This is a genomic window from Bradyrhizobium sp. USDA 3397, assembly GCF_054060965.1.
The window spans coordinates 1,858,131-1,871,346 of sequence record NZ_JBSSDS010000001.1; the positions used below are offsets into that span (position 1 = coordinate 1,858,131).

Annotated in this window: 11 protein-coding genes and 1 tRNA gene; 9 read left to right on the forward strand and 3 right to left on the reverse strand. The window is 63.2% G+C overall.

Features of this window, described 5'->3' with window-relative positions; translation table 11 throughout:
* Positions 1-18: 18 nt before the first annotated feature.
* The 5 genes from ACVWYQ_RS08755 to ACVWYQ_RS08775 all read left to right on the forward strand — a co-directional run bounded on the left by ACVWYQ_RS08755 (position 19) and on the right by ACVWYQ_RS08775 (position 6,989).
* Complete coding sequence (locus ACVWYQ_RS08755) at positions 19-999, forward strand: lysylphosphatidylglycerol synthase transmembrane domain-containing protein (RefSeq protein ID WP_404540274.1); 981 nt, start codon at positions 19-21, stop codon at positions 997-999.
* Complete coding sequence (locus ACVWYQ_RS08760) at positions 983-3,316, forward strand: hypothetical protein (RefSeq protein ID WP_456725577.1); 2,334 nt, start codon at positions 983-985, stop codon at positions 3,314-3,316. The genes ACVWYQ_RS08755 and ACVWYQ_RS08760 overlap by 17 nt, the downstream gene beginning before the upstream one ends.
* A 215-nt stretch (positions 3,317-3,531) precedes the next feature.
* Complete coding sequence (locus ACVWYQ_RS08765; RefSeq protein WP_271544552.1) at positions 3,532-4,737, forward strand: class I SAM-dependent methyltransferase; 1,206 nt, start codon at positions 3,532-3,534, stop codon at positions 4,735-4,737.
* A gap of 9 nt (positions 4,738-4,746) precedes the next feature.
* The gene (locus ACVWYQ_RS08770) at positions 4,747-5,952 is read left to right on the forward strand and encodes a class I SAM-dependent methyltransferase (RefSeq protein WP_404540268.1); all 1,206 of its coding nucleotides are present in this window, start codon (positions 4,747-4,749) and stop codon (positions 5,950-5,952) included.
* 2 nt (positions 5,953-5,954) lie between these two features.
* Positions 5,955-6,989 carry a Gfo/Idh/MocA family protein gene (locus ACVWYQ_RS08775; protein WP_271544556.1) on the forward strand — a complete coding sequence of 345 codons (1,035 nt, stop codon included), beginning with the start codon at positions 5,955-5,957 and terminating at the stop codon, positions 6,987-6,989.
* Here ACVWYQ_RS08775 and ACVWYQ_RS08780 read toward each other — a convergent pair.
* Positions 6,979-8,613: a hypothetical protein gene (locus tag ACVWYQ_RS08780; protein ID WP_456725578.1), complete on the reverse strand. Its 1,635-nt coding sequence runs from the start codon at positions 8,611-8,613 to the stop codon at positions 6,979-6,981. The two genes, ACVWYQ_RS08775 and ACVWYQ_RS08780, sit on opposite strands and share 11 nt — an antisense overlap.
* A 199-nt stretch (positions 8,614-8,812) precedes the next feature.
* On the opposite strand from ACVWYQ_RS08780, the gene ACVWYQ_RS08785 reads away from it, so the two are divergent.
* From ACVWYQ_RS08785 to ACVWYQ_RS08795, 3 genes are all read left to right on the forward strand, one after another.
* Positions 8,813-9,319 (forward strand): hypothetical protein, encoded by a 507-nt coding sequence (locus ACVWYQ_RS08785; RefSeq protein ID WP_271544560.1) that lies wholly within the window; start codon positions 8,813-8,815, stop codon positions 9,317-9,319.
* Positions 9,320-9,323: 4 nt separating this feature from the next.
* Positions 9,324-9,830, forward strand: coding sequence for a hypothetical protein (locus ACVWYQ_RS08790; RefSeq protein ID WP_157280578.1), 507 nt, complete (start codon positions 9,324-9,326; stop codon positions 9,828-9,830).
* A gap of 141 nt (positions 9,831-9,971) precedes the next feature.
* Positions 9,972-10,733 carry a glycosyltransferase family 2 protein gene (locus ACVWYQ_RS08795; protein WP_271544563.1) on the forward strand — a complete coding sequence of 254 codons (762 nt, stop codon included), beginning with the start codon at positions 9,972-9,974 and terminating at the stop codon, positions 10,731-10,733.
* A 91-nt stretch (positions 10,734-10,824) separates the two neighbouring features.
* On the opposite strand, the gene ACVWYQ_RS08800 is transcribed toward ACVWYQ_RS08795, so the two are convergent.
* Positions 10,825-10,900, reverse strand: a tRNA-Trp gene (locus ACVWYQ_RS08800).
* 148 nt (positions 10,901-11,048) lie between these two features.
* Here ACVWYQ_RS08800 and ACVWYQ_RS08805 point away from each other — a divergent pair.
* Positions 11,049-12,284 (forward strand): serine hydrolase domain-containing protein, encoded by a 1,236-nt coding sequence (locus ACVWYQ_RS08805; protein WP_271544569.1) that lies wholly within the window; start codon positions 11,049-11,051, stop codon positions 12,282-12,284.
* A 147-nt stretch (positions 12,285-12,431) separates the two neighbouring features.
* On the opposite strand, the gene ACVWYQ_RS08810 is transcribed toward ACVWYQ_RS08805, so the two are convergent.
* Complete coding sequence (locus ACVWYQ_RS08810) at positions 12,432-13,199, reverse strand: SDR family NAD(P)-dependent oxidoreductase (protein WP_036010906.1); 768 nt, start codon at positions 13,197-13,199, stop codon at positions 12,432-12,434.
* Between the last annotated feature and the right edge of the window lie 17 nt (positions 13,200-13,216).

Consider the following 13,216-nt stretch of genomic DNA (forward strand, 5'->3'; position numbering starts at 1 on the left):
CGAGGACGACACTAGCCGATGAAGCTGCCTGCAAAAGCACTGGTTACTCTGGCCAAGTTCGCGGTCTCGATCGGTATCCTCGCATTGTTGCTGCGGGCCCAGGATTTGTCGTCCCTGCAAGCCGATCTTCTCGCCGTCAAACTGGACATGCTGGCACTTGCCGTGCTGCTGCTGTTCGCCCAGACCTTCATGCTCTGTCACCGTTGGATCCTGATCCTCCGCGCCATGAACGTGCCCCTCGATTGGCTGGCCGGCTGGCGCATTCTCATGGTGAGCATCTTTTTCAATCAGGTGCTGCCCGCGGGCGGTGACGCGGTCCGGATCTGGATGCTGCGGCGGCAGGGCGTGCAATGGTCGCCGACCATCAGCAGCATCGTGGCCGATCGCTTCCTGGCGTTGCTGGCTCTCGGCGTCATCGTGCTGGCGGGAATGCCGTTTCTGCTGCCGCTCGTCCGCGACAACTCGCTGCTTTTCGCGATCTTGGCCGTTCTAGCGGCTGCATGCCTCGGCGCAATCGCCCTCGTGACGCTTAACCGCTGGCCGCAGCGCCCGATCACGGCGGTGCCGGCCAGGATCAGGCAATTTGCGATGCTGATCCGGGCTCCGTTGCTGGCAGCCGATGGGCGAGCCATGCTGGTCGTATCAGCCATTGTCGTCCACCTGATCACCGTCTTGACCTGCTATCTCCTCGCGATCGGGCTGCAGGCCCCCCTCTCCGCGCTCGACGCCTTCGCGCTCATCCCGCTCGTCATTCTGTCTTCCGCGGTTCCCATCTCGATCGGAGGCTGGGGCGTTCGGGAAGGCGCGATGGTGGCCGCGCTTGGTCTCGCCGGAATCGGATCCGACAAGGCGCTCGCAATATCGGTCCTACTTGGACTTGGCGGCCTGATCGTCGGGCTGTTCGGCGGGCTGGTTTGGTTGCTCGCGCCCGAGCGCGCCGGCTTCAGTCCCGAGCAGGCGCGGGCCACCGCCGAGCGAACGGATGCAGCGCCGGTTTAGCATGAGTAACCCTGGACAAGAACAAGCGATGGCAACTGCCGAAGTGCGTTTGCGCACCAGCGTCGAGGCTTGGTGGTGGCGTATCCTCATTTTCGTGCCTGTCGCACTTTCCATCTGGTTCGTGAACCGGCCCGGCACCTACCGTACCCTGCTGTTCGAAGGCGGCTGGACGACGCGATTTTACGTCCTCGCCTGGATTGTCCTGACACCGTATCTCGGCTGGCTCATCATGGCGACCGGACGCCTGACGTTCTCGCTTATCAGGCACGAGCCCACTCAGCGCGTCGACGAGTTCTTTGTCGGGGCGGCCACGCTCATCCTGACGGGATTCGGGCTCGGTGCTCTTTCCATCCTCTATCCGCAAATCGTTCTCGGATTTGCGATCGCGGTTCTGCTGTGGGACAGCCGCGACCTCAGGACGCCGCGCAAGCTCACGGTGACTTTGCCGTTAGTCGCAACATTGTTGCTGGGTCTTTGGCTGCTGGCAACGGTGTTCCTCGATCGCGCCGTGATACCCGACGTCATTTCGACCGACGTTCAGCAGCTTTACGCGCCCTATCTTGCGGAGGTTGCGAGAAATCACAGCATTTGGCTTGCGGCCGACAATCCCATCTTTTCCGACTTCGAGATCGGCCGCGGAAACGGGCTGCATCTGTTCCTGGCGGCGTTCCTGCCGCCCCATGTCGCCCAGATCATTTCGTTTCTCTATTTCGTCGGAATCGGCGCGGTCGTTTTTGAGCTCGCCCGTCTCATTGTGCCGTTGCAGGCCCTTGGACGCCGCTGGGAAGACGCCGCGATACCGATTGCACTTGGATTGGCAATCCTCGGCCTTGCGTGGCCACGGACGATGCCGAGCATCTTGGCCGGCCTCTACATCATGGAGTTCGGCAAATACCACCTTCAGACGGCAGCCTTTTTCGTCTATTTCCTGCTGGTCGTCATTCGGTCCTCCCAGAGTCGCGACAGGTTTGCCGCCGGCATTTGTGGCTTTGCCGTCGCCGGCTCCTATCCGCTCTACGCTGCCTTCGTCTTCCTGATCTCGTCGCTGGGCGTGCTCACCAAGGCGCTTCAGCGAGATCGATCCGGCCTCGTCACTAGTCTGCTGCTGGGGTTCGGGGCGATTGCCGGATGCATCCTGGCTTTCGCCATCAACTATTTCTATCTCGGAATCCCCGCGACCAATCCATACTCGCTCTTTCGAAAAGTCGCGTCGGTCGAACGTTTCTCACAATTCGGCAGCCTGGACATTCTTGATTTCTTCGTGGTGGCGCAGTCGATCGAGGTCACCGACTTCCTCAGCAAGTCGGGATTGGTCGCCGTCGGCAGGCAAAGCCAGTCAGTTCTCCTGGTTGCAGCTCTCCTCGCGGCGGTAACCTGTGCGATCGCTCTCGTCGACTCGAAGCGGTTTCCTGATCGCTCCAGCGCCGCGAAATCGCGGGCATTGCCCGGCATTGCCGGACTTTTCATCATTATCGCCTATATCGCCAGCGTGCGACTGCTGGACATGACGCTGAATATTCCGAGTCTGATCAGACTGTCCATTCACGTCACTGCGCTGTTCCCGCTCGCAACTGTCGCAATCGCTTGCTGGGCGCTCGTCATCGTGCGGCGGCTGGTCCCGGCGCTGTTCGTCGGGCGCTTTGCGCCCAGTGTCGCCATTTTGGCGCTGCTGGTCGCTTGCGCCTGGACATTAATCTCGTTTCCCTGGAAGAGCTTCAAAGAGGACCAGGCCATCGCCTTTGCGCGCGGGCGCCCCCTCGATCAGATGCCCCGCGTCACCCTGAACTGGCAGCGCTGTGACGAACTGCAGCAAACGACGGGCTCCGACCGCATTCTCCCTCTTAATGGCTACCGCGCGATGGTGCCGTGCTATTTTTCGCTTCTGCTCACACGCGGCAAGATCATCCACACCTACGAGAGCGACGTTGCGCGCGACTTCAGGAAGATCGCACTGGGGACCGCCGACACGGCAGAGGCCGCCCTTCGATCCCTCGGCGTTAAGCTGTTCTATGTCCAAAAGCAGAATTGCGATTTCTGGCTCAACGGCTTCTCTGACCTCTTTCAGGGCGCCGAGTTGCAGAAGCGGTTCGCCCTTTTCAGCGAGACCCCGAACTACTGGCTGTTGACGTGGAGGGATGGCGAGCAAACATTGAGCCCCCAAGTCGAGGCCGGTATTTCCGAGCTACGAACCAGGTCGAAAGACATCTACCGGCAGGCCTACGGGATCGAGCCGTTCGAGGTGGTGAAGCACCGCCTGCCTCCCGACGGCCAGCGCGCAGACATCAGGGCGCTCGACCAGCTCTCCACCTGCCACTGAGTCGTGTCTCGCGTGCGATTGCCTCGGTTCCGCGCATGTTCGGCAAGATCGAAGCCTGCGATAGAGGCCCCGGGGTACCAGCTTCAGTTGTGTATAGCCCGCCCGTGGCAACTTAAGAATTGTGGCACGGCCTGTTGCCATATATAGGCTTCAATTGCGCCCACATCGCTTCGAGGCGCCGACGTTCCTCGCTTGTCCTGCCAAGAGCTAGAGCCGTGACCGACCATTGCCGCCTCTGCCATTCGACCGACCTGCGACCGGTCATCGACCTCGGCCTGATGCCGATTGCGCATCGCCTTCGGCACAGCCGAAACGAGCAGGAGGAACGCTATCCGTTCGAGGTGCTCGCCTGCGGCGATTGCGGCCTGCCGCAGATCGTCAAGCCGATCGATCCGGACATCCTGTATCGCCAGTTCAACTACAATTTCAGCAGCTGGAAGCCGGAGCCGCACCAGGTCGACGAGCTCGACACCATCGCGAAATTCTCCAAGCATCAATCCGTGTTCGAGATCGGATGCAACGACGGCCTGTTCATGGACAAGCTGCGCGAACGCGGCGCGAAGGTCCTGGTGGGCGTGGAGCCCAACCCGGTGTCGGGCAAGATCGCCCGCGAGCGCGGCATCAAGGTCTATGCCGACATGATCAGCCCGGCGCTGTGTCACGACGCGGTCGCCCAGGCCGGCAAGTTCGACCTCGTCGTCTCCCGTCAGGTGCTGGAGCACATCGTCGATTTCGAGAACTTCTTCGACTGCGTGAAGATCGCGCTCAGCGACGAAGGGCTGCTGTTCATCGACGTGCCCGACTTTGATCCCGGTTCGACGGCCGGAGACCTCTCCGTGCTGTGGGAGGAGCACGTCAGCTACTTCACCGAGCCGATCCTGCTCGCGCTCTTGGCCCGCCACGGCTTCGAGGCGGTGTCGGTGAAGAAGTACAATTTCAGCGGCGGCAGCCTCGCGGTCGCCGCCCGTCGTGCAGCCCGCGACGTGACGCCGCCTCCTGCGCCCTCCGGCGTCGGTGAGAAATTCGGCCAGCGCGCAAGGGAGTACGGCGCGCGCCTGCGTCCGGTCCTCGCCAAGGCCCGTGCGAGCGGCGCCGAGATCGCGATCTACGGCGCGGGCTGCCGCGCCTGCACCTTCACCAACGCGCATGAGCTGGCGGATCTCGTCGACCTGTCGGTCGACGACCAGAGGGAGCGTCAGGGGCTGTTCCTGCCCGGCACCGGCATACCGATCCGTTCGCCGGACGAGCTCGTCGGCAAGTCGGAGCCGCTCGTCTGCCTTCTCGCCGTGAACCAGGAAAACGAAGCCAAGGTCAGCGGCCGGCTGCGCGAGAACGTGAAGCGGCCGCTGCACATCGTTTCGATTTTCGCGCCCTCCGACATCTGGAGCGAGCTCGACCGGCTCGAGGCGGCCTTGGGTTAGGGACGCGGCATGGCTGACGAGAAGCTCTTCAATTACTACGAACGTCAGGACGTCCTACCGACGTTCGGGAATTTCAAATCGGCCGCGGAACTCGATGCATATGCCAGCCAGCGGCGCGAGCTGTTTTCCGACAAGCTCGTGCTGCCGCCGCGGCTGTTCCGCGATGCGGAGGTGCTCGAATTCGGTCCAGATTCCGGTGAGAATGCGCTGGTGTTTGCCGGCTGGGGCGCGAACATGGCGCTTGCCGAACCGAACCGGCATGCGCATCCGAAAATTGAGGCCTATTTCGCGCATTTTGGCCTGAGCGAGCGCCTGCGCGAACTCGCGTTGGCCGATGTCGAGGGATTTCGCAGCGAGCGCCGCTACGACATCATCGATGCCGAAGGTTTCATTTACACCGTGCAGCCGACCGAAACTTGGCTCGGCGTCTTCCATCGGCTGCTCAATCTCGACGGTTTCGCCGTCGTGTCCTATTACGAGCGCTATGGCGGCTTCTTCGAGCTCGCGCTCAAGGCAATCCATGCCGCCGGCAAGGCTTTGTCGGGCCGTCCCGCACTCGAAACCGCGAAGACGCTTTTCGACGCGAAATGGAACAGCATTCCGCACACCCGCAGCTTCGAATCCTGGCTGATGGACGTGCTCGAGAACCCGTTCGTCCGGCATCGGTACTTCCTCGACGCAGCCGCCTTGTGCACGGCAGCGCATGAAGAGGGATTCGACATCCATTCGGCGTGGCCAGCCTATCGCGACAGCCTGGACGTCTACTGGCATAAGAAGGTTCTCTCAGCCGACGAGAAGCTGCGGCGTGCGGCGCGCCATCTCGACCGCAGCCGCCTCAGCTTCCTCGGCGGACGCAAGCTCTACCTGGTCGGCAAGGCCGATGCCGTGGCGGCGATTTCGACATCGATCGAGACGCTGGTTCTCGACGTCGACGCGATGATCGACGCCCCCTTCGGCGAGAGCCTGCCGCGCGTGATCGCGAGCCTTGCGTCCTTACGCGAGGCGATCCGAACGACGGACATTCTCGCGGACGATGCTTCCGACATCGAAACCATCGTTGCGACGCTCGACAGTTTCCACCGCATCTTCGCCGCGATCGGGCGACGCGATGCGCCCGCGGTCACGGCCCTGACCCAGACAGATCCGGCGTTCATCAACACCTGGGGACAGCCGGCGCATTTCCTCGTCATCCGGAAGCGCTTCAAGGGATCATAGCCGTGAGGCCAGGCATTGGCATCATCGGGACCGGGATGGTCGGCCAGATGTGCCACCTCGCCAATTTCGTCGCCAATCCCGCCTGCCGCGTCGTCGCCATCGCCGATCTCCGGCCGGATCTCGCTGCCGCCGCAGCGCAGAAGTTCGGCATCTCGCAGGTCTACGGCACGCATCGGGAGCTGCTCGCGGACGCTGCGGTGTCCGCTGTCGTGGTCGTGACGAAGCGGCGAGCCACCGGTCCAATCGTGCTGGACGCGTTGAACAGCGGCCGCCACGTGCTGTCGGAGAAGCCGATGGCCTATACGACGGCTCAGGCGAATTTGCTGGTCGAAGCGGCGCGGCAGCGAAACCTCGTCTACAGCATCGGCTACATGAAGCGTCACGATGCCGGTGTGGCGCGCGCGCTCGAGGTGCTGACGCGCTTGCGCAACGACCGATCGCTTGGTCGGGTGGTCCGCGCCAAGGGCTGGTGCTTTGGCGGCGACACCGGCCGGTCGCGCGACAACTTCGTCATGACCGGCGAAACACGGCCGGACGGAATCGAGCTCTGGCAGGACGGTCCCGACTGGATGCCGAGCGCGATGCGGGCCGGCTACGACAACTTTCTGAACGTCTTCAGCCATATCATCAATCTGACGCGCTACCTGCTCGGATCATCGCCAACGGTCGCCGATAGTTCCGTCGAAATTTCGGGAGCCGCGCGCATCACCCTCGACTTCGACGGCATCGCTTGTACGCTGGATCTCGTGAACGGGTCCGACGGAGCCTGGCGCGAGGGACTGACGATCGATTTCGAGCGCGGCGCCCTGACCATCGAATTGCCCGCGCCCTTCGCCGAAGAGGAGGCACGGGTCATCCTCGATCATCAAGACGAGTCCACGCAGCTCGAGCATGCAACCAGCTGGGCATTTCGGCGCCAGGCCGCTGCCTTTGTCTCCGATGTTACCGAACGACGGATGCCCCTTGCGCCTGGCCAAGACTCGGTGACCGACATCGCGCTTGCAGAAGCGATCTGGAAGCGGCGCGCTAGCGGCTAGGTGAGACATCTTCGCTGGCGCCGTTGAGCGGCAAGATTCCAGCGATCGGGCCGACCGTGATCTTGACCTCCGCGAGTTGAGCCAGAAACTCTGCAACGTCACAGCGCGCCAGCAACCGACACGCGTAGTACTTTCGTACCAATGCCCGGTCCGACGCAGCTCCAGAGCCGCCCGCCTTCAACGAGATCGTCGCCTGCGGTCCCGACGGATCGAAATGACGGAATGCAGTTCCCGGAGCAGCCCGCTTCCACTCCATTTCCTGGAGGATGTCGGGCCGCTCGGCACGCAAGGCAAACCCAAAGAAGGGCTGATTGCCCCAGGCGAGCCGGAGCATACCGGTGACTTCGGCCAGGCCGAACGGCACGTCCCGTGACCGATAGTCGAAGAATCGGTCGTCGAGCGCGTAGACCGTCGCCGTGGGCTGGATTCGGTCGGCGAGGCTGCGCGTCAGAGCCTCCTGCTTCAGCGTTCTCGCCTGCATGAAGACGTAGTCATTCCACAGCATTCCGATCCATAGGATCGAGCCCAATCCGAACAACATCGCAACGGCGGCGGTCGGGCCGATCCAACGTTCGGCCTGACGCTTGAACGCGAGAAGCGCCAGCCCCGCCGGCACGCCAAACAGCAGCAGGTGACGGCTTTCGTAGAAATGCTTGGACGAGGGACGCAGGCCGGCAATCAGATAGGGCGAGGACAACGCGAGGAACAAACCAACGGCGAGGATGAGCGGCAAGGCGGTCGCCCGTCTGAGTGCAGTTGCCTCTGTGCCGGGACGAAGTAGCAGCAATGCGACGCCGACGAGCACCGCAGCCAGGATAAAGGGAGCCGGGACCTGGATCGCCGCCCTGATCGCGTGGGCCACGACGTCCCTGTAGCCGGCGTCGAAGAACGCCTTCCATCCGCTCGCCAGCTCCCCGAGGGTCGGCAAATGGGCGCCATAATGCTGCGCGTACAAACCGATGCGCTTGAACCAGATACCAAGCGTGCCCGCATAAACAATAGGAAGGGCAATCAATTCCGGATAGCCCAAAGCACAGCGCCAGGCTGCGAGCCATGCACGACGAACAAAGCCTTGCGCAACGGCTCCGCTCCGCCATGTTGCAACGAACAGTCCGAGCATGACACAGGCATAGAGCACAACCGTCGAGTTGAGCGCGAAGCTGAGCACGAATAGGCATGCACAGGCCACGCGAAGCAACACACGCCGCCAGCCCTGCGCGCTGAAGGCGAGCGTCAGCAGCCATGCGCCGACGAACAGGAGTCCGAAGCTGAAGACATAGACCGCGTTCGCCTTGCCGGCCCAAAGCTGATAACCGGGATAGGTCCAGACGATCAGAGCGAAGCCGACCGCTTCGGCGCGGTCGAGTAGATCGAGCCGTATCGCCGTCAGCATCAGACACACCGCGCCGAAGACGATTCCGGCCAGTGCCAGCGATACCATCACAACGACTGGGGCGCCGGTCCAGTTCGCGAACGTGTCGTAGCTGTAGAAGATCGGATGGCCGGCGCCATTCAACAGGAAATCGATGTCGATGAAATAGTCCGGACGCGGCTTGAGCACCAGCCAGTCGTCCATGAACAGGCCGTCATTGAGAAGCATCGGCGCATGCGCAACCAGCAGCACGACGATCAGGATGGCTATGGCGCGCAGCGACGGGGACAAGCTCGGAGGGGAAAGGGAGGACATCGTCGGCGAGGATTCGCACGCCCAAGCGGCGACCGCAAGGCCGGGGCGCCGGGGCTCCCTTGACCGCAAAAATGCGACCTCCTATAGACTGCCACCCTGGCTGGGCCTTCAGAAGCGTCCGGGACGATTTTCCACAATGAACATGCTACCGGGCCCGACGCAAGCCGCTGCGATTGGTCTCAGCATCGCCTTTCCATTGCTGTTGCTGTGTTACGCGCGCATCGCCGCCACCGGCGGATCCGGCCGCCGCTTCCGGCTGGGCTGCATCAGCGTCGTCATCCTTTACGCGGTCGCGTGTATCGCCCTTCCAGGCCAGCGCCACCTTGGCGACGTGGTTGGCGGTCTCTTCCTGCTCGGGACCGCAATGATGTTCTGCTACATCCTGTTCAGCCTGCTGGCCTGGGGCTTCACGCTGACGCTGCTCACCGCACTCGTTCAGGCTGGACGTCCTCTCACCTTGGAGCAATGGGCGACAGCCTACATGCAAGGTGGAGATCTCGGCACCTTCACGCACAATCGCCTGAAGCTCCTGATCGGGACCGGCATGGTGATCACGGCGGACGGCCGGCTTGCCCCCACCACCAAGGGAGTTGCGGTAGCGCACCTCGTCAAGCTCGTTCGTCTGTCGACAGGCCTTGGGTGAGTCGATGTCCTTTGCTGTCGGACTTGCCGCGGTCGCCGTGTTCGCCCTGCTGGCGCCTGCCCTGCAGTTCATGGCCCGCGCACGCGCATGGCCGCTCGGACCCGTGACCCTGCTGGCGATTGCCACGGTTGTCTCGCACGGTCTCGGGGTGATGCTCGGAATTCTCTTCGTCCCGCAGCTTCAGTACTGGGACGCCGCATCGATTTTCGGATTTTGTGTCATGGCTTACGTGTTCGCCTTTGGCGCCGTTTATAAATCGGTTTCGCTGGGCATCCTGCTCAGTCTCGTCGATCGCCCCGATCGCAGGGCACCGCTATCGGAGATCGCTGACGGGCAGGTTCCAGATCTGTTCCGCGCACGAATTGGGAACTTAGTCGATGGCGGCCTGGTTGAACGGTCCGATTCGCACTTCGCGGCGACGGCGGCGGGCCGGAATATGGCAGGCCACGTCGGACGGCTGCGCCGCGCCTTCGGCATTGGCGACACCAGCCTCTATGATTTTTCCGACTAGTTGCGCGGAACACACACATTGCCGGTTTCATGCAGTTCGTGCGGGGTCCCTACCGGCGAGCCGCATTGTTCGCCCGGTTCAGATGACCTAGACTTGCATGGGGCCACCGGGACAGAGTGGCCCCGCCAACGGGCGCATACAATGACACCTTCGAGAGCGGCAAAAAGGCTTACGATCGTCATTCCTGCACTGAACGAGCAGGACAAGATCGCCGATACGATCGACGGCGTGCTGCCGCTCGCCCGGGAGCTGCTCGACGATTTCGAGATCTTCCTGATCGACGACGGCAGCACCGACGCCACCGGCGCGATCATGGACGAGTTCGCAGCCGGCGAGCCGCGCATCATCGTGCATCACAATGCCGAACCGCGGGGTGTCGGTGCCGGCTTCGAATATGCGCTGTCGCGCGCGAAATTCGATGCCATCACGCTCATCCCCGGCGATCACGCCTTCCAGAACGAAGGTATTGCCCGGATGTTCAAGGCGGCGGGCGCCGCCGACCTCGTCATTACTTATCGCGATAACCAGTCGGACCGCTCGGTCAACCGCTCGTTGCAGTCGCATTCACTGCGGTTCATCCTGAACTGCCTGTTCGGCTTCTGGCTGTCCGACTATCACAGCATGATCGTCTATCCCGTGAAGTGGCTGCGCCAGATCGCGGTCAAGGCCGACGGCTACGGCTACCAGATCTGTGCGCTGATCTCCCTGCTCCAGCTCGGCCTCACCTACGTCCAGGTTCCGGTGAGCCTGAACGCGGAGCTGAGGGGCTCGTCGCGCGCGCTGCGGCTGCGCACCTATCTCGAGCTCGGCGGGACCATCCTTTCCCTGCTGCGCCGCGTTCCCATCCGGAACGTCAACCTCAGACAGATTCCCGCCGACGCGGAACGGACCCCGGCGCGCTAGGCCCGGAACGGCACGTCCAGCACGGCGACTGCAGGATTTCCTGCGCGCGGGACGCCTCCCGCCGAAATCTAGTCTAAGTGATTGATTTGGCTGGCAGGAGTGGCAGGGCTCGAACCTGCGACCCCCGGTTTTGGAGACCGGTGCTCTACCAATTGAGCTACACTCCTACGAACCCGCGTCGCCGCGGATCAGGGGCGCTTTCAAGCACAGAGAGCGGCCGGTTTGCAAGGGTGAACCGCGCCGGCTTCGCTTGTTTGTGCTGGGGGTTCTGGGTCACAGTCCATCGGCCATAACGAAAAACAATCGGGAGTGCCCATGACCGCTACAGCGACCGCCACTGCCGCCCCGCAGGCCGCAAACGCGCCCCACACCCCAGCTTTGCCGGAAGCGCGCCCAGAGACGCTCGGGCTGTCGCGGCCGCGGATCCAGGCCATGTCGGACGCCTTCAAGCGCGAGATCGACAAGGGAACCGTTCCCGGGGTCACCGTCCTGGTGGCGAGGCGCGGCCAGATCGGCTGGTTCGAGGCGCTCGGCAAGCAGAGCCCGGCAGGCGCGGCGCCGATGGCGCGCGATTCGATCTTCCGCATCTTCTCGATGACCAAGCCGATCGTCTCGGTCGGCATCATGGCGCTGGTCGAGGACGGACAGCTCCTGCTCAGCGATGCCGTCGCAAAGTTCATCCCGGAGTTCGCGAGCCAGCAGGTCGGCGTCGTCAAGGACGGCCGGTTGGAGCTGGTACCGCCGGCGCGGCCCATGACCGTGCAGGACCTGCTCCGCCACACCTCCGGCCTCACCTACGAGCACCAGGGCGACGGCCCCGTGCACAAGCTCTACCAGGAGTCCCGCGTCCGCAGCCGCAAGATCACCAACGCCGAACATGCCGCGCTGGTGGCGAGCTTCCCGCTGGTCTGCCAGCCCGGCGCGGAGTTCAACTACAGCCGCTCCACAGATATTTTGGGCCGCATCATCGAAGTCGTCAGCGGCAAATCGCTCGGCGAGTTCCTCACCGAGCGCGTGCTTGCGCCGCTCCAGATGGCCGAAACCGGCTTCTCGACAAGCCAGGCCAATGCCGGCCGCCTTGCCGAGCCGTTCGCGGCCGACCCGTGGACCGGCGAGAAGGTCGCCCTGTTCAACATGCTCGAGCAGCCCGTGATGGAGTCCGGCGGCGGCGGCCTGGTCTCGACCACGATGGACTACGCCCGCTTCTGCCTGATGCTGCGCAATGGAGGCACGCTCGACGGCAACAGGATCATCGGCCGCAAGACCCTGGAGCTGATGGCCTCCGATCACCTCGGGCCAGGCGTGCCGACCAACGGCACGCTGCTATCGCCGGGCCATGGCTTCGGCCTCGGCTTTGCCGTGCGCCGCGAGGCCGGCATCGCGCCCTTCCCCGGCAGCGTCGGCCAGTATTTCTGGAGCGGCATTGCCGGCACGTTCTTCTGGATCGATCCGAAGGAGGATCTGTTCGCAGTGTTCATGAGCCAGGGGCCGGGACAGCGCGACTATACGCGGACCCTGGTGCGAGATCTGGTGTACGCGGCGGTGGATTAGTCTCGTGCCCCGGACGCGCTGCAACGCCCTTGCGTTGCTGCGCAGAGCCGGGGCCCATGCCTCCACAACCGCGGTCTTGGTTTTCTGGGTCCCGGCTCTGCGGAGCAGCACTTCGTGCTGCACCGCGTCCGGGACACGGTCGTTATCTCAACTGATCGTCGCGCCGCCGTCGATCACCATGGTCTGGCCGGTCATGAAGTCGCCGGCCTTCGAGCCCAGGAACACGGCCGCGCCGGCGATCTCGTCGGGGATGCCGATGCGCAAGAGCGGCGAGCGCGAGGTCGAGGCTTTCAGGTTCTCCGGATTGTCCCACAGCGCTTTGGCAAAATCGGTCTTGATGAGGCCCGGCGCGATGCAGTTCACGCGAATGTTGTGCTGGCCGTATTCGCAGGCGAGGTTGCGCGCGAGCTGCATGTCCGCGGCCTTCGAGATGGCGTAAGCGCCGAGGATGGTCGAGCCCTTGAGGCCGCCGATCGAGGAGACGATGATGATCGATCCGTCCTTGCGCTCGATCATCTGCGGCACCACCATCGAGATCAGCCAATTGTTGGCGACGATGTTGTTGTCGAGGATCTTTCTGAACTGATCGTCGGAGATGCCGGCGAGCGGGCCGTAATATGGATTCGATGCGGCGTTGCAGACCAGCACGTCGATCTTGCCGAAGGCGCGGTTGCTCTCGTCGACGAGGTTTTGCAGATTCTCTTTCGAGGAGATGTTCGCGGCGACCGCGACCGCGGTGCCCTTGCCAAATCTGTCGTTGATGCCTTTCGCCACCTGCTCGCACACGTCGGCCTTGCGCGAGGAGATCACCACCTTGGCGCCGTGCTCGGCCATGCGCTCGGCGATCGCAAGCCCGATGCCGCGCGTCGAGCCCGTGATGACGGCGACTTTCCCCTTCATGTCGAACAAGGTCATGTTTCTCTCCCAGATTG